The organism is Marinicellulosiphila megalodicopiae, assembly GCF_045862395.1.
GTDB lineage: Bacteria > Pseudomonadota > Gammaproteobacteria > Pseudomonadales > Natronospirillaceae > Marinicellulosiphila > Marinicellulosiphila megalodicopiae.
This window is the reverse complement of sequence record NZ_AP023087.1, coordinates 1,798,637-1,815,923: the sequence shown is the minus strand read 5'-3', so window position 1 is coordinate 1,815,923 and position 17,287 is coordinate 1,798,637. Positions and strand designations below refer to the sequence as shown.

Below are 17,287 nucleotides of genomic sequence, written 5' to 3'. Positions count from 1 at the left end.
ACGTTTTTTTAAATGCATAAACCATATAATTAATTAATAATTTTTACCCAAAAATCGCCATCGCGCACATACATCGGCACTTTTACACGTTTTTAAAAACAAAAAAATACCCATAGATAACATCTAACTGGGTATTTGAATTATTTTATTGATCGGATTTTCGTTGTTGATTTTTTTTAGCTAACTTTTCATCGCGACGCTGCTGCATGACTTGATTATAATCTTGGCCAATATGGGTTTCGCCACGAGCTTTTGCTAATTCGATTTGTTTTTCACGCTGTGCGAATCGATCTTTTTGATCTTGCGTTAATTTATCAAAACACTGATGACAACTGACGCCTTTTTGATATTCAGCTCGCTCTTTATCTTCTTCTAAAATGGGTCTACGACAGGCATGACATTGATCATAAATACCCTTTTCAAGATCGTGATTCACCGATACTCGCCCATCAAATACAAAACACTCACCTTCCCACATGGTTTTTTCTTTAGGTACTTCTTCTAAATATTTTAAAATACCACCTTCTAAGTGATACACCTCATCAAAACCCTGCTCTTTCATATACGCTGTTGATTTTTCGCAGCGAATACCACCAGTACAAAACATCGCGACTTTTTTGTGTTTTTTTGGATCAAAATTTTGTTTGACGTATTCAGGAAATTCACGAAAGGTTTCAGTATGAGGATCAATAGCACCTTGAAACGTGCCAATTTGAGTTTCGTATTCGTTACGGGTATCCACTAACAACACATCATCTTGACTGATTAAATCATTCCATTGATCAGGTTTTACGTACGTACCCACAATATGTTTTGGATCAATCCCTTCTACACCCATGGTCACGATTTCTTTTTTCAGTTTTACACGAGAGCGCAAAAACGGCATATCATCTACGTATGACTCTTTATAAACAGTAGGAGCAAAACGAGGGTCTGATTTTAACCAATTTAAAAACACATCCATTGATTCGCGTGTTGCGGCAATGGTGCCATTAATACCTTCTTTGGCTAAAAGCAACGTACCGCGAATATGGTTGTCGTTTAATAATTTTAATAAATTGGGTTGGATTTCTTGATAATCTTCAAGAGTGACAAAGTGATATAACGCGCACACCACTACTTTATTACTAGATGTATTAGACATTTTTTTATCTCCGCTTACTGAACCGTAAATCCAGTGCTATGAAAGTCGACTCTTTTTTGAGCCAGTGAAGTTGCAATCAAAATGATCACAACTTTAAATTTAGGAACTAAGCTCCCAAGTGTTCTCGTGCTAAATATTCTTTAGATTGCATTTCCAACAATCTTGATTGTGTTCGCTCAAATTCAAATTCGTGCTTGCCCGTTGTATAAATCTCAGTAATGGACACATCAGCTGAAATTAATAATTTAATATTGCGATCGTAAAACTCATCAACCAAATAAATAAAACGACGCGCAACGTCATCATTTTTTTCACCAAATTGAGGGACTTTTGACAAAACAACAGTGTGATAAATTCTTGCCAATTCAATGTAATCGTTTTGCGATCTAGGACCGTCACACAATTCATTAAACTCAAACCAAATTACATCTTCACACATACGACGCGCCAAAAAGTGACGACCTAAAATTTCAACTTTTGCATCAACAACGGTTAAATCAGAATCTGGCGATAACTTTTTAAAACTTTCTTCTAATTTTTGCATCGCCTCATCATTATGAGGGTGATGATACAACGTTGCTTGCTCTAGGGTACGCAATCGATAATCCGTACCGCCATCAACATTCATGACTTTTGTGTATTTTTCTAATAACGCAATAGCAGGCAAAAAACGCTTACGCTGCAATCCGTTTTTATATAAACCACTTGGAACGATATTCGACGTAGTAATCAGACATACACCACGGGCAAATAAATGCTCCATCAATGTACCTAAAATCATCGCATCACCAATGTCTGATACAAAAAACTCATCAAAACAAAGCACTTGATATTTACCAGCCAAATCATCTGCCACGATTTCTAATGGGTTTTTTTGCCCAGTTAAACCCACTAACTGCTCATGAACCAATTTCATAAAACGGTGAAAATGCGTTCTTAGTTTTTTGTCCGACGGTAATGCGTCAAAAAACAAATCCATTAAATAAGTTTTACCACGACCGACTCCACCCCAAAAATACAAACCAATTTCTGGCTCAACTGTTTTTTTAGCAAATAATTTACTAAACATTGAGTTTTTAGGAGCAGGTTTATTAATGATTTTATGAAACAACTGATCTAACGCTTCAATCGCCTCTTCTTGAGCCGGATCATAAGAAAACCCGTTATGCTCAATATCGTATTTATATTTTTGTATTGGTGTCATTAAATCTACTGCTTTATTTACGGCTAAAGAGGTCATTTACTTCACATACCACACAGAATCTATTTTTTGCAAAGTCATGGTTTCAGAACTGAATTCAGTCTTACCTTTGGATGTCATTGAAATATCAAATGCAATTACTGCTAAATCACCATCCTCTTTAACGGATTTAATTTCATAACTCGCATCATCCATCAACACAAGCATATTAGCCAAACCGCCAATTGAACGGGTAAAATCTTCAACTTGATCGGGGTGCGTCATTTTTTTAATCGCATCGATGTCATTATCAATAAACATCGCTTTTAAATACGCTTCGCCACTTTTTTGAGCATCCATTGGTTTGTCTTTACACCCCACCAATAACACCAAAGAAATTAATAAAACATAAACAAATTTCATATTATTCAACCTTTATTGTTTTGCGTTTTTTACTAAAAAAATCAATCATAATATTTTGACACTCATCTTTTAAAACATCAGATGTAATTAATATTTTATGATTTAAAAAGGATTGTTCTAGTAAGTTTAAATGACTGTGAACACAGCCTGTTTTGGATTCTTTAGCACCGTAAACCACTCGCGCTATACGAGATTGAACCAAAGCACCACAACACATCATACAAGGTTCAAGCGTGACGTATAATGTACATTGATTCAAACGATAATTATTAAGCACTTTACAAGCTTGCTCTATCACCACCACTTCAGCGTGTAACATTGCATTATTTTTAGCCACACACTGATTAAACCCTTTTGCGATGATTTCATTTTTATAAACCATCACAGCACCAATAGGCACCTCACCTTCAATAGCAGCAAGATGCGCCTGCTCTAAAGCAAAACGCATCCAGTGTTGATCGGGTTTTATTCCCATTCAATCGTAGCGGGTGGCTTAGATGACACATCATAAGCAACACGAGAAATACCAGAAATCTCATTGATGATACGATTTGACACTTTTTCTAATAATTCGTAAGGCAAATGCGCCCAACGAGCCGTCATAAAGTCAATGGTTTCAACAGCACGCAAAGAAACCACCCATTCGTAACGACGAGCATCCCCTACTACACCTACAGATTTAACAGGTAAAAACACAACAAACGCTTGGCTTGTTTTGTGATACCAATCTGCTGCATGTAATTCTTCTAAGAAAATCGCATCGGCTTCACGCAAGATATCGGCGTATTCTTTTTTCACTTCACCCAAAATACGCACACCTAAACCAGGCCCTGGAAATGGATGACGATAAACCATATCGTACGGCAAACCTAACTCAAGACCGATTCTGCGCACTTCATCTTTAAACAATTCACGTAATGGCTCAACCAAATCCATTTTCATGTCATCGGGTAACCCACCTACGTTATGATGAGATTTAATAACGTGTGCCTTGCCTGTTTTTGCAGCAGCAGACTCAATCACGTCTGGGTAAATTGTACCCTGCGCCAAGAAATCAATGCCGTTTAACTTAGTAGACTCCTCATCAAATACTTCGATAAATGCATTACCGATGATTTTACGTTTTTTCTCAGGATCCGACTCACCTGCTAATTTAGATAAAAACAATTCTTCTTTATCAGCGCGAATCACTTTGATACCCATGTTTTTAGCAAACATTTTCATCACGTCATCGCCTTCGTTTTTACGAAGCAATCCGTTATCAACAAATACACAGGTTAATTTGTCGCCAATGGCTTTATGTAAAAGCGCAGCCACAACCGATGAATCCACACCACCTGACAAACCTAACAACACTTCTTTATCACCAACCTGTGCTTGAACTTTTTCGATCAAATCACTGACGATATTGGCAGGCGTCCACAACGCTTCAGTTGCACAAATTTCACGCACAAAACGCTCAAGTAAAACACCACCTTGTTTAGTGTGCGTCACTTCAGGGTGAAATTGTACGCCGTAGTATTTGCGCTTTTCATCGCTCATTGCCGCAATTGGGCAGCTTGGTGTACTTGCTGAAATAGTAAACCCTTCAGGCATCGTACTTACTTTGTCACCATGACTCATCCAAACATCTAAAAGACCTGCGCCATTTTCAGTTTGCTTGTCGTGAGTACCTTTAAAGAACGCATCCTGTGCTTCTACTTTTACTTCTGCATAACCAAATTCACGCTTGTCTGAGCTGGATACTTCACCGCCCATTTGTAACGCCATGGTTTGCATGCCGTAGCAAATACCTAAAATTGGAATATCCAAATCAAATACAATTTGAGGTGCACGCGGTGTGTCTTCCAACGTTACCGACTCAGGACCACCAGCTAAAATAATACCGCTTGCGCCAAATGCTTTAATATCTTCTTGAGTCATATCAAATGGGTGCAATTCACAGAACACACCTATTTCGCGAACACGACGAGCAATTAACTGAGAATACTGAGAACCAAAATCTAGAATTAGAATTTTATGGCTATGGATATCGATGTTAGACATTTACTTTCCTCAAAAAAATAAACCACGCTGATCAATCTCTTCATCAGCGTGGTAGAAATACTTAATTATGTTAATTAATCCAATTAGACTAATTTAATTCAATTTGGGATTGATCTGATGGGATTCAAATTTGTGTAGGTCGAGGCGAAAAATGTGAGTTTACAACTGTAAATGATCATTTTTCAACGAAGACATACGCAAATTTGAGCGCTAGCAGGTCAATCTCAAGATTAGCCAGCGCGATAGTTAGGGGCTTCACGTGTAATTTGCACATCATGCACATGAGATTCACTCATACCCGCATTGGTAATTTTTACAAACTCAGGTTTAGTACGCATTTGTTCAATATTTGCGCAACCGGTATAGCCCATTGAAGAACGTAACCCACCCATTTGTTGATGAATTACTGCATGCAATGGACCTTTAACCGCAACACGACCTTCAATACCTTCTGGTACTAATTTTTCATTACCTTCATCTGCTGATTGGAAGTAACGATCAGATGATCCTTGTTTTTGACCCATTGCGCCAATAGAACCCATACCGCGGTATGACTTGTACGAACGACCTTGGAACAATTCGATTTCACCAGGAGATTCATCCGTACCCGCAAACATTCCGCCAGCCATTACCACATAAGCGCCTGCTGCAATGGCTTTGGCCAAATCACCCGAATAACGCACCCCACCATCAGCAATCAGTGGAATACCCGAATCTTTTAACGCAGCAGCTACATTTGAAATGGCAGTTAATTGTGGCACACCGACACCTGCAACAATACGAGTGGTACAGATTGAACCAGGACCAATCCCCACTTTAACACCATCAGCACCAGCAGCAACTAAGTCTAACGCCGCTTGAGCCGTTGCGATATTGCCACCAATAACTTCAACATGAGGGAAGTTTGCCTTGATCCACTTAACGCGATCAATCACGCCTTTTCCTAATGAATTACTTGTATGACCATGTGATGTATCCACAACAATTAAATCCACACCGGCTTCAACCAACAACTGCACACGTTCATCGGTATCAGCACCAGTACCAACCGCAGCGCCAACACGTAAACGTGCATTTTCATCTTTACATGCATTTGGAAACGCTTTGGCTTTTTCAATATCAGTAACAGTCATTAATCCAACTAAGCCAAAGTTATCATCAACCACTAATACTTTTTCAATTCGATTTTCATGCAACAAAGCTTTTACATCTTTTTTCGATGCGCCTTTTTTAACAGTGACCAATTTCTCTTTAGTGGTCATAATTGTGGAAACTTTTGCTTCTAAGTTTTTTTCAAAACGTGAGTCACGACGAGTCACAATACCCACTAAGTTGCCATTATCTAATACAGGTACACCTGAAATATTGTGTTTACGCATTAAATTAATCAATTGCTCAACAGAAGCGTCTTGCTCAATTGTAATAGGATTAACCACCACACCACTTTCATGACGCTTTACTTTTTGCACTTCTTTGGCTTGCATTTTAGCGGTCATGTTTTTATGGATAATTCCAATTCCACCTTCTTGAGCCATTGCTATAGCAAGGCGCGCTTCGGTTACCGTATCCATCGCAGAAGACATTAACGGAATATTTAACTCGATGTTTTTTGAAACTTTTGTTTTCAAAGACACTTGATTTGGCAGTACTTCAGAATAACCTGGAACTAATAGCACATCATCAAAAGTCAGTGCTTCTTGAGCGATACGTAACATTGTGGGACCTTATTTTGACTCATACAGTTAAATGTATGAATGGGTGTAATTTGATTAACTGCACATTATAATTTGTAGGCTATCAACCTGCAAACATTAATCACCCCTAAAGAAAATTACCCTTAACGCATTTCAATCTTTATTCGCTTTTCTATATAGTGTCACCTCTTTTGTTATTTAACCTATTTAGAGATCGATTCATGCAACCTTCGGCATTAAGTGTCAGCGCAGTCAATCGCCAAGTAAAATTTTTACTTGAAACCCAGTTCGGCCATATTGCCGTTGAAGGCGAAATATCCAATTTAGCCACCCCCGCCTCTGGTCATATTTATTTCACATTAAAAGATTCATCCGCCCAACTTAAATGCGCCATGTTCAAATCATCTTTGGCCCGAACAAGCTTTCACCCTAAAAATGGCGACCAAGTAGTAATTACCGGAAAACTGAGTTTGTATGAAGGCCGAGGCGATTACCAAATGATCGTGTCGTCTATGACCGTTAAAGGTGACGGCGCACTGCAACAACAATTTATCGAACTTAAAAACAAATTAGAAGGCGAAGGACTATTTGATATAAACAACAAAAAACCATTGCCTAACAACATTCAAAAAGTAGGGATTATCACCTCAGATACTGGCGCCGCCATTCATGACGTTTTAACAACCATTAGACGCAGATGGCCAATGATGGAAATATTTTTATATCCTTCTTTAGTACAAGGCAAAGACGCAGCATTAAGTTTAAACATTGCGTTTACCCAAGCGTCACAAAATATGGATCTAGATTGTATTTTACTGACGCGTGGCGGCGGCTCATTAGAAGATTTATTTTGTTTTAACGACGAAATGCTCGCCCGCCAAATTGCAAGCTGCGACATTCCAGTGATTAGTGCAGTCGGGCACGAGGTAGATTTCAGCATCAGTGATTTTGCAGCAGACGTAAGAGCGGCCACCCCAACGGCAGCTGCAGAATTAATCAGTAAAAACCAGCAAGATATTTTACAGATGCTAGAACACCAAAACAGAAGACTGACATTAAGCATCAAACAAAAATTGCAAAAATACACTTGGCAAATATCAAGCGCCACACGCGCACTTAAAAAACCAGAATCCATCATTCAACAAGCGCGTTTACGTATAGACGATGCAATGCAAGAAATTGGATCACAGGTTCAAATCAAACAAGCAGAACTGCAAACCCATTTAATTGATTTACAACATCGCCTTGCGCTTAATAATCCAGAGACAATCATAAGCGAACAACAAAACCAGCTCGATCATTTAAGTCAGTTATTGCACATCAAAATCAATCAGGTATTTAGACACAAACAAACCAAACATCACGATCAAATGTTAACCTTAAATGCATTGTCACCTCTTAATACTTTAAAGCGCGGTTACAGTATTGCCAAATCAGGTAAAACTGTGGTGACCAGCGCCAAACAACTTAAATCGGGTGACGAGTTAAGTACTGAATTTGAAGATGGATCAATCATTTCAATCGTAAAATAAACGACACCAACTAAATATTTCATAATCGATCATTCTAACCAGACTAGGATGATCTTTTAAATTCACAATACGAAAACTAAAAAATTCAGATCACATACAAATAAAAACCAACCAAAAGTCATAAGCTTCCATTATTTAACATCCAACTTAAAAAACCTCGCGTAATTATTCAGGTACTTATTATGTGATTAAGAGATTCACTTTTAATCCAATAAAAAATGTAACTATTCAGCACAATCCGTAACTGTTCAGATTGCGCTCAAATTTGTGCTGGGCAAGGCGGAAAATGTGAGCTTACACATGTAAATGATCATTTTTCAACGCAGATCAGTGCAAATTTTAGTGTGAGCTGAATAGTTACTAAAAAATTAAATTAAACGAGGCTATACCATGTTCAACAAAATCATTTCTACATTCGCAATCTGTGTAAGCGCAATTTCTTTTTCTACTTTATCTGTCGCATCCGACAAAGGCATGATTGATCACGGCATGAAACGAGACATCGTTGATGTAGCGGTGAAAACAGGCATGTTCAACACATTAGTTGCAGCCGTTCAAGCTGCAGATTTAGTTGATGTGTTAAAAAGTGACGGCCCATTTACAGTATTTGCACCTAACGATGAAGCCTTTGCAAAGCTTCCAGCTGGCACCGTTGAATCATTACTTAAACCAGAAAACAAAGATCAATTGATCGCCGTTTTAACTTACCATGTAGTAGCTGGTAAAGTCAGAGCTGCTGATGCATTAAACTTTAAAAGCGCAACAACCGTCCAAGGTCAAAGTGTTTCTATCAATGTAGTAAACGGTCGAGTAATGGTTGATGGCGCAACAGTAGTATTAGCCGATGTTGAAGCAAGCAACGGTATTATTCATGTAATAGATTCGGTAATTTTACCAAAATAAATTTTAACTCATTAATAAAATTAATGACAAAGTTAAAATCAGTGGACAAAAACAAGCACCCCCTTCTTGTTTTTGTCCTTTTATCACCCCTCTCCCAATTATTTTCTCTTCGTTATTACAAACCTGTACGTTAATATCATTGTTTCACTATTTAGAAATGGAATTAACATGCAGCTCATCTATTTTATAGGACTGATTATCTTAGCCGCTATCTGGGGCGCATCATTTTTATTTATGCGTGTCGCCAGTCCCGAATTTGGTCCTTTTGCATTAAACTTAATTCGCATAACGGGGGCTGCATTAATTTTATTACCCCTGTGTTTAAAACCCGACTTTAGGCAAACTCTTAAAAAATACTGGTCGCACTTTATGCTATTAGGTGCAACCAATTACGCCATTCCTTTTACATTATTTTCTTACACAAGCCTGACACTAAACTCTGGTTTCACTTCATTAATAAATGCAACCACGCCTATTTTAACGGCAGTAATAGGTGTCAGTTTCTTTCAAAATAAAATTCAAGTTAAACAAATCATTGGTTTATTATTAGCGTTTTTAGGCATTTATATCGTTTCTATACAATCATTATCTTTATATTTAAACGGAACATTGTTAGCAATTTTTGCAGGATTAATAGCAACAAGCGGTTATGGCTATTCATTATTACATGCAAAAAAATATCTACACGAATTAAAAGCCCTTGAAATGACCGCTGGAGGATTATTTTTTGGTGGCCTGTATTTAATTATTCCAGGGGTTATATATTGGCCACAACAAATACCAAGCACACAAAGCTGGTTATCAGCTTTTGCATTAACCATATTATGTACGGTGATCGCATTTTTGATTTTTTTCCAAATAATTAAAAAACTCGGCGCACTGGCAAGCTCTACCGTTACATTTTTAGTTCCTATATTTGCTATTTCTTGGGGAGTTTTATTGCTAAATGAAACCTTATCGCTGCAAATAATATTGGGGATTATTGTGATTTTAACGGGAACGGCACTTGTGGTGTTTTCAACAAAAAAACAATAGTTCAAACGATAAATTATTTACAATCATCAATAAAATTATTTATCACCTATTAATATTTTGCTAATAATACCGGAAATTAATTATGAAAAAATCAAACATCCCATTCCAAACCATTGACTGAAAAAGCATCCCCCAAACTGAACATTTCGGTACAACAGGAATCGCATATTGGAAAACCATTTAATTTTCAGGATTACGCGTTAGACATGTTGAATATTCAAAAAACTATGAAGCGGATCACTGGTGTGAACTTCGCCATATTGTTTATTGTCAGGAAGGTATAGAAGGTATAGAAGGTATAGAAGGCGAAGTCATCAATGAATTTAAAAATGGCACCCAATCGGTATTAAAAAAAGGAATGTCTTATATTGTTTCAGACAATCTTAGCTCGCATCGATCTCTTTCTAAAAAAGGCGTAAAACTACTAATTATTGATGGCGATTGCTTATCATAAGTTTGAATTTCACAAACAACACAGTCACAAGCTCAACCCTAGACCACTGTATAAAAATCCAGTATAGTGCCATCCTTTATTTTTTGAGAGATAGGCATCCATGAGCGGTTTAAAAAATATCATTGTGCAAGGCGCACGCACCCATAACCTTAAAAACGTAAACGTTGAAATTCCCCGTGACAAATTAACCGTTATTACGGGTTTGTCGGGTTCGGGTAAATCGTCATTAGCGTTTGATACGTTATACGCTGAAGGTCAGCGTCGTTATGTTGAGTCCCTTTCTACCTATGCTCGTCAATTTTTATCAATGATGGAAAAACCAGAAGTTGATCATATTGAAGGCCTGTCTCCTGCAATCTCAATTGAACAAAAAACCACAAGCCACAATCCTCGCTCAACCGTAGGCACCACCACTGAAATATACGATTACCTGCGCTTATTATTTGCTCGCACCGGTGATCCAAAGTGTCCTGAACATGGCGAGCATCTTCAAGCTCAAACCATTTCACAGATGGTTGACCAAGTTTTAGAATTACCCGAAGGCAGTAAAGTGATGTTGGTTGCGCCTTTAATTCGCGATAGAAAAGGCGAGCATGTTCATGTGTTTGCCAATTTACAACGCGATGGTTTTGTTCGAGTGCGTGTTGACGGAACGGTTTGTGACATTGATGATTTACCCAAATTAGACAAACGTAAAAAACACAGCATTGAAGTGGTCGTCGACCGTTTCAAAGTGCGCAGTGATATAAAACAACGTTTATCAGAATCTTTTGAAACCTGCATAGAATTGTCAGATGGCTTAGCGATTGTGATGCCGATGGAAGGCGAAACCGGCGAAGAGCTTTTATTCTCAAGCAAATTCTCGTGCCCTGTTTGTGGATACGCCATAGCAGAGTTAGAACCTCGTATGTTTTCGTTTAACAACCCAGCAGGTGCTTGCCCAACCTGTGACGGTTTAGGTGTTAAACAATATTTTGATTTAAAACGCATCATTGTTGACGATAATTTAAGCATGGCCGAAGGCGCTATTTCAGGATGGGATCGAAGAAGCGCGTATTACTTTTCACAAGTTGAAGGCCTTGCTGATTTCTTTAAAGTGGACATTGACAAACCCCTTAAGAAACAACCTAAAAAATTCTATAACGCTTTAATTCACGGATCAGGCGATCAAGAGATTGCATTTTCTTATATCAATAGCCGTGGCGACGAGTACAAGCGAAACCATCCGTTTGAAGGCGTGGTGCCTAATATGGAACGTCGATATCGCGAAACCGATTCTCAATCAGTACGTGACGACTTAACCAAATATTTAGCAGAACAACATTGCCCAGATTGTAACGGCAGTCGTTTAAAAGAAAGCGCGCGCAATGTATTCATTGACAATAAAACCATATCCGATACAACCAGCCTTCCGATTGGTGAAGCTAATGAATACTTTGGTAAATTAAAACTCAAAGGCGCTAAAGGTCAAATTGCCGATAAAATCTTAAAAGAAATTCGTCAGCGTTTGTCTTTTTTAGTGAATGTCGGGCTTGAATATTTATCTCTTGATCGCTCAGCAGATACGTTGTCTGGTGGCGAAACTCAACGCATACGTTTAGCCAGCCAAATTGGCGCAGGTTTAGTAGGTGTCATGTACATATTAGATGAACCCTCCATTGGCCTACATCAACGCGATAACGAGCGCTTACTTCAAACGTTATTTCACTTACGTGATTTAGGTAATACAGTGATTGTGGTTGAGCATGACGAAGACGCCATTCGCCAAGCGGATTACGTTTTAGACATTGGACCTGGCGCGGGTGTACATGGCGGCAACATCATTGCCTCTGGGACACCCAAACAAGTGATTAAAAACCCTAACTCAATAACAGGACAATATTTATCAGGCAAACGTGTCATTAAAGGCCCTGATAAAATCACCCCATTTAATCCTGAAAAAGTATTAAAAATTACTGGCGCATCAGGAAACAACTTACAAAATGTAAACCTTGAAATTCCAGTGGGATTATTTACAAGTGTGACCGGTGTATCAGGATCAGGAAAGTCGACACTTATAAATGGAACATTATATCCATTAGCCGCAACCGTATTAAATCGAGCGACGACGTTAGACGCTAAACCTCACAAAAAAGTAAGCGGATTCGAGCATTTCGACAAAGTCGTCGACATAGACCAATCCCCTATTGGCCGCACACCAAGATCAAACGCCGCGACTTACACTGGTTTATTTACAGGTATTCGTGATTTATTTGCAGGTACTGAAGAATCTCGTGCTCGCGGTTATAAAGCAGGTCGATTCAGCTTTAACGTAAAAGGCGGTCGCTGTGAAGCCTGCCAAGGCGACGGTTTAATTAAAGTAGAAATGCATTTCTTAGCCGACATTTACGTACCCTGCGACACCTGTACAGGCAAACGTTACAACCGCGAAACCTTAGAAGTCACATACAAAGGCAAAAACATCCACGAAGTATTAAGTATGACTGTCGAGGACGCCTGTGAATTTTTCACCCACATCCCACAACTTTCAAGAAAATTAATAACCTTGATGGATGTAGGCTTGGGTTATATAGGCATCGGCCAAAGTGCCACCACATTATCAGGCGGTGAAGCACAACGAGTAAAACTAGCCAAAGAATTATCTAAACGCGACACAGGCAATACGTTATATATTTTGGATGAACCCACCACAGGTTTGCACTTTGCAGACATTCAAATGCTATTAAATGTATTACATCGTTTACGTGATCACGGCAACACCATAGTAGTGATTGAACATAATTTAGATGTCATCAAAACATCCGACTGGGTGATTGATTTAGGACCCGAAGGCGGATCAAAAGGCGGACAAATTATTGCAACCGGCACCGTACAAGAAGTTGCCAATAATAAAAAAAGTATTACCGGTGGATTTTTAAAACAAATGATTGGGTAAAAATTTTAGCTAAAACAAAAAAGCCGATATCTGGTTAAATAGATATCGGCTTTTTTGTTTAAAATTCAAAATAATCTTACTACAACATAATCTTACTACAACTACGGCTTCAAAATAATTTCCATTCGCTTAATTTTCAAATCAATTATTTTATAATTTTTAGGGTATGTATTAGGCATATCATCATTTGCTGTTATCCCTTCTGCTGCATGAATTTCATTTTGACGATAGTTACGATACACATCGGTACTTTGCGTTTCTGCTACCATTTTTACTTCATCAACGGATTCATTCGCTAATTGCGCCGCTGTTCGATCTACAGGAATGTAGTTTTGATCTTTTTCAAATAACCACATATTTTCATATGGCATTTCAATGCGGATCCATTGATCCATGTATTTTGGATCAATACTTAAATTTGCTAATGCTACTTTTGCACCTGGCCCATCACCTTTTGCAATTTCAAATGCAACATTTAAATGTCCTACATCCATATCCTGTACTTCTGCTTGAGTTAATGGAAATGCAATACTTGAGTCAGGACCATAAATATCCATTAATTGTTGTGGCGTTAGGTATTCTGTATTTTGTGAACTAATGTATAGGTCTATAACAAATGAATGGATGTCTCCAAATTGTATGTTGTTTAATACAGAATAATCTAAACCGTTTGCGTGCTGGTTATGCCAATCAGAATAACGTTTTACTAATATGTTGGCATTGGTTAATGCTGATGCACACCCTGTAGAAGGCGAACTGACATTGGTATACATGTTGTAATTATTCGCTGTAATATCTGCAAAGCGCGAGTTGGAAGCAGTAATATGATTCCATCCTGGTTGTGTCACACTGGTACCGTTTTGATCAACTAAGATTGCTCCGCTATTTTCAATAGGTTGCTCGCTCACTCCACAGTTATTAATTTTGTATATACTCATTAACCCTGTGTCTTCTAATAATGTAAACACTTCTGGGTGGTTTGGATCTAACATTTCAGCTGTGATTGTTGTAAATTCCGTTTGCGAACTCATATTAGTTGCATCGGTGACCACTAATGCTAATTCATAATCCCCCACCTCTTCGAAGGTATATTCCAACGCACTTTGGGTGCTGATTTGTTCACCATTTACTGACCATGCATAACTGACAATAGTATTGTTACCATTCACATCAGTAGAATTTAATGCATCAAACTGTGTTGTAAATGGCGCAAAGCCTGTTTGTGCTGATACATTGATGACAGCCACAGGTGCGGTTTCTGGAATATCTTGTGCCTCTACCGAAATGCTTTGCATCACCTGCGCACCTCTAACGTCAATCACTGTTAATTCAAAATCATAAGTACCTTCGACGCTGAAGTTAAACATCAACATGGGATCACTGCTGATGAGCATATTATTGTAATACCATTGATAAACTAAACTAGAATTTGCCCCATCTGGATCATTAGAATTAGACGCATCAGCCACAACAATTTCTTTGTTGATGTCATATTTATTTGCCAAACCTGTTAACACAATTTCAGGTAATTCATTTTCATAGGCCGCCACAATCGATAAAGTCGTGGCACCTTGTGAGCCTGTATAATCAAAGACGGTTAAGGTTAAACTGTGAGTACCTTCAGTAAAACTTTGAGTAAACGTATTGTTTCGAATAAACGCATTATTACCAAAACTCCAATATTTATCTCCAATTCCGCCGTTAGTATTTGGATCAAAAGACGCATCTAAATCAAATATTAATTCCTCACCAGGTGTCACATATATTTCACCCGTTACCACCTGCCCATTTAAAGTAATTACAGCTATAGGTGGCACGTTTACTTCAACAGTTACATTAATCTCTTTTGTCACAAAATGAGATAAATTTTGTGAATCTGTCACGACTAATTTAATTACAACATCGCCTTGTGATTCAAAACGGTAATCTAATATTGCTTGCTCACCAATTAACATATCATCGGCATACCATTGATATTTTACAATATCGTTATTCATATCCGTTGAAGTTGAACCATCAAGTGTCACTGTCATTTTTGCTGAAATATCTTCGTTTGATAATTTCATAACAGCAACCGGTGCTACTGGATCTTCAACGGGCAAAATATTAATAGTATGAACGACATCATCTACCGCACCATGAGTGTCCGTAACTTCTAATTTAACTTTGTGTTCACCTGCTTCAACAAAAGTATGACTCAACTGAGAGTTAAATTCTGTGATAATCAAATTTCCATCAATCCACCATTTGTATGAAGCAATACTGTCATTAGCATCGTGATCACTTGAGCCAGATCCATCAAATAATACTTGGGTATTTTGATTCACTTGGGTTGGCGCAACGATAACCGCATTTGGATTTGAATTAACAAAGGTACTTGTCACATTAATTGTATGATTAACTGTATTAGAAAGACTGTTTGAATTAGAAATCAAAACGGAAATATTTTTCTCACCAATTGATTCAAACGACATAGTTAATGTATTACTGGACTCAGTAACCAGTTGATTATTTACGCGCCATTGATAATTTAATGTTTCAAAGGATTCAATATTTTCAACTGATGTAACCACGACACTTACCGACTCATTCACAACAGCAGTATTTGGTGCACTGACCACCCAAGTTGGATCGGTTACTTCTGGCACACTTATCATTAACGCACCTTCTGCACGGGCATTATGATTATCAGTCACTACCACTTTTACATTAACTGCATCATAATTATTTAGCTGATAACTAAACGTATTTAAATCAACATTCACATCCACATCATTTACAAACCATTGATAAGTCAATGTGTCACCGACATCTACATCATTCGCACTGGCCACAAAATTCACATAATCGCCAATTTCAGGAATCACACTATCAGTGTTTAATATTACTGTTGGAGCCATGTTTTGAGGATCGGTAATCGTGACGCTTTTTGCAGCGATGCGTGTTTGATTTGAAGAATCAGTCACACTCACTTCAACAGTATGTTTGCCTGCTGCCATAAATTTTAATTGCACTTGAGACTGTGTTTGGGAAATTAAATTTCCATCGACTTTCCAAGCAAATGTTAAGTTTGTTCCGTCTTCATTATCTGTGGACCCACTTGCATCAAATAAAATATCTGTATCAATTAATGCGGTTTCAACCGATGAGGTTAATTCAGCAACAGGGGGTAAATTATCAGCTGTTGCAGTAATGATAAAATGTTGAGTGCTGGATAGCCCCAAATTATCAATCAATTCTAAACTCACAGTAAACTCGCCCAGTGCTGAGGGAGTGAACTCTAAACGTGAATCATTGGAAATAACATCACCATTATATGTCCATATATAGGACTGAATTGAGCCATTATCCGTTGAAAGATTTGCGTTGATTACAGCAACCGATCCAAGCATAACCATTGAATCATATTGCGACGTTACGATTTTTGGTAATTGCTCTATTGTAATCATTTGAGAGGCTGTATTTTTTGCACCATCATTATCCGTTACAGTGAGTTCAATGGAGTATTTTTTTGCCTCAGAAAATTGATGTTTATGATAATTGCTAGTTGATACTAATTGGTTGTCTACTTTCCAACTAAAGGACTGAATCGTACCGTCCTCATCAAAAGATGCTGAACCGTTTAAGCCTACAAAATCATCTACAAGATATATTTGAGTGTCTATATTAATTAATGCGACGGGTTCAATGTTTGTATCATCAGGGGTGTTATCAATTATGTCGCACGCTCCAAGTAATGCTATACTCGACAATAAACATATTTTCTTTAACATTTGCGGATCTCCTAATCGGAAAGATTTAAAAAAAACGCATATTAACTTAATGTGCGTTTTGAATATCTTTTGATCAAAAAAGTTGTGAGCAACCTCACAATTAACTCTTGATGTGTAATTAAAAGAGTTACCTGTGTTCACCAATTGTTAATGAATTGATTAATCAAA

The 17,287-nt window shown here is 37.9% G+C and carries 11 protein-coding genes and 1 pseudogene; 5 read left to right on the top strand and 7 right to left on the bottom strand.

Features of this window, described 5'->3' with window-relative positions; all coding sequences use genetic code 11:
* Positions 1 to 145 precede the first annotated feature (145 nt).
* From TYM08_RS07600 to guaB, 6 genes are all read right to left on the bottom strand, one after another.
* Entirely contained in the window at positions 146 to 1,144 is a 999-nt protein-coding gene (locus TYM08_RS07600) for a rhodanese-related sulfurtransferase (protein ID WP_422382370.1), read from the bottom strand.
* Between the two features lie 106 nt (positions 1,145 to 1,250).
* Positions 1,251 to 2,384: a cell division protein ZapE gene (zapE, locus tag TYM08_RS07595; protein WP_422382369.1), complete on the bottom strand. Its 1,134-nt coding sequence runs from the start codon at positions 2,382 to 2,384 to the stop codon at positions 1,251 to 1,253.
* Positions 2,385 to 2,747 carry a hypothetical protein gene (locus TYM08_RS07590; RefSeq protein ID WP_422382368.1) on the bottom strand — a complete coding sequence of 121 codons (363 nt, stop codon included), beginning with the start codon at positions 2,745 to 2,747 and terminating at the stop codon, positions 2,385 to 2,387.
* Position 2,748: 1 nt separating this feature from the next.
* Positions 2,749 to 3,222, bottom strand: coding sequence for a tRNA adenosine(34) deaminase TadA (gene tadA, locus TYM08_RS07585; RefSeq protein ID WP_422382367.1), 474 nt, complete (start codon positions 3,220 to 3,222; stop codon positions 2,749 to 2,751).
* The gene (gene guaA, locus TYM08_RS07580; RefSeq protein ID WP_422382366.1) at positions 3,213 to 4,793 is read right to left on the bottom strand and encodes a glutamine-hydrolyzing GMP synthase; all 1,581 of its coding nucleotides are present in this window, start codon (positions 4,791 to 4,793) and stop codon (positions 3,213 to 3,215) included. Before guaA ends, tadA begins: the two co-directional genes overlap by 10 nt.
* Before the next feature lie 230 nt (positions 4,794 to 5,023).
* Positions 5,024 to 6,508: an IMP dehydrogenase gene (gene guaB / locus TYM08_RS07575; protein WP_422382365.1), complete on the bottom strand. Its 1,485-nt coding sequence runs from the start codon at positions 6,506 to 6,508 to the stop codon at positions 5,024 to 5,026.
* A 200-nt stretch (positions 6,509 to 6,708) separates the two neighbouring features.
* On the opposite strand from guaB, the gene xseA reads away from it, so the two are divergent.
* From xseA to uvrA, 5 genes and pseudogenes are all read left to right on the top strand, one after another.
* Complete coding sequence (gene xseA, locus TYM08_RS07570) at positions 6,709 to 8,019, top strand: exodeoxyribonuclease VII large subunit (RefSeq protein ID WP_422382364.1); 1,311 nt, start codon at positions 6,709 to 6,711, stop codon at positions 8,017 to 8,019.
* A gap of 390 nt (positions 8,020 to 8,409) precedes the next feature.
* Entirely contained in the window at positions 8,410 to 8,922 is a 513-nt protein-coding gene (locus TYM08_RS07565; RefSeq protein ID WP_422382363.1) for a fasciclin domain-containing protein, read from the top strand.
* 168 nt (positions 8,923 to 9,090) lie between these two features.
* Positions 9,091 to 9,957, top strand: coding sequence for a DMT family transporter (locus TYM08_RS07560; protein ID WP_422382362.1), 867 nt, complete (start codon positions 9,091 to 9,093; stop codon positions 9,955 to 9,957).
* A gap of 199 nt (positions 9,958 to 10,156) precedes the next feature.
* Positions 10,157 to 10,411 (top strand): annotated as a pseudogene (locus TYM08_RS07555) (DHCW motif cupin fold protein); the annotation flags it as partial.
* Positions 10,412 to 10,511: 100 nt separating this feature from the next.
* Positions 10,512 to 13,346, top strand: a complete 2,835-nt coding sequence (gene uvrA / locus TYM08_RS07550; protein WP_422382361.1) for an excinuclease ABC subunit UvrA — start codon at positions 10,512 to 10,514, stop codon at positions 13,344 to 13,346.
* A gap of 101 nt (positions 13,347 to 13,447) precedes the next feature.
* Here uvrA and TYM08_RS07545 read toward each other — a convergent pair whose 3' ends face one another.
* Complete coding sequence (locus TYM08_RS07545; RefSeq protein WP_422382360.1) at positions 13,448 to 17,119, bottom strand: PKD domain-containing protein; 3,672 nt, start codon at positions 17,117 to 17,119, stop codon at positions 13,448 to 13,450.
* Positions 17,120 to 17,287 lie beyond the last annotated feature (168 nt).

What these genes read in the sequence shown, in the direction of transcription:
- guaA (WP_422382366.1), bottom strand. Translation starts at nt 4,793, where the DNA reads ATGTCTAACATCGATATCCATAGCCATAAAATTCTAATTCTAGATTTT.
- TYM08_RS07565 (WP_422382363.1), top strand. Translation starts at nt 8,410, where the DNA reads ATGTTCAACAAAATCATTTCTACATTCGCAATCTGTGTAAGCGCAATT.
- TYM08_RS07600 (WP_422382370.1), bottom strand. Translation starts at nt 1,144, where the DNA reads ATGTCTAATACATCTAGTAATAAAGTAGTGGTGTGCGCGTTATATCAC.
- uvrA (WP_422382361.1), top strand. Translation starts at nt 10,512, where the DNA reads ATGAGCGGTTTAAAAAATATCATTGTGCAAGGCGCACGCACCCATAAC.
- guaB (WP_422382365.1), bottom strand. Translation starts at nt 6,508, where the DNA reads ATGTTACGTATCGCTCAAGAAGCACTGACTTTTGATGATGTGCTATTA.
- TYM08_RS07560 (WP_422382362.1), top strand. Translation starts at nt 9,091, where the DNA reads ATGCAGCTCATCTATTTTATAGGACTGATTATCTTAGCCGCTATCTGG.
- xseA (WP_422382364.1), top strand. Translation starts at nt 6,709, where the DNA reads ATGCAACCTTCGGCATTAAGTGTCAGCGCAGTCAATCGCCAAGTAAAA.
- zapE (WP_422382369.1), bottom strand. Translation starts at nt 2,384, where the DNA reads ATGACCTCTTTAGCCGTAAATAAAGCAGTAGATTTAATGACACCAATA.
- TYM08_RS07545 (WP_422382360.1), bottom strand. Translation starts at nt 17,119, where the DNA reads ATGTTAAAGAAAATATGTTTATTGTCGAGTATAGCATTACTTGGAGCG.
- TYM08_RS07590 (WP_422382368.1), bottom strand. Translation starts at nt 2,747, where the DNA reads ATGAAATTTGTTTATGTTTTATTAATTTCTTTGGTGTTATTGGTGGGG.
- tadA (WP_422382367.1), bottom strand. Translation starts at nt 3,222, where the DNA reads ATGGGAATAAAACCCGATCAACACTGGATGCGTTTTGCTTTAGAGCAG.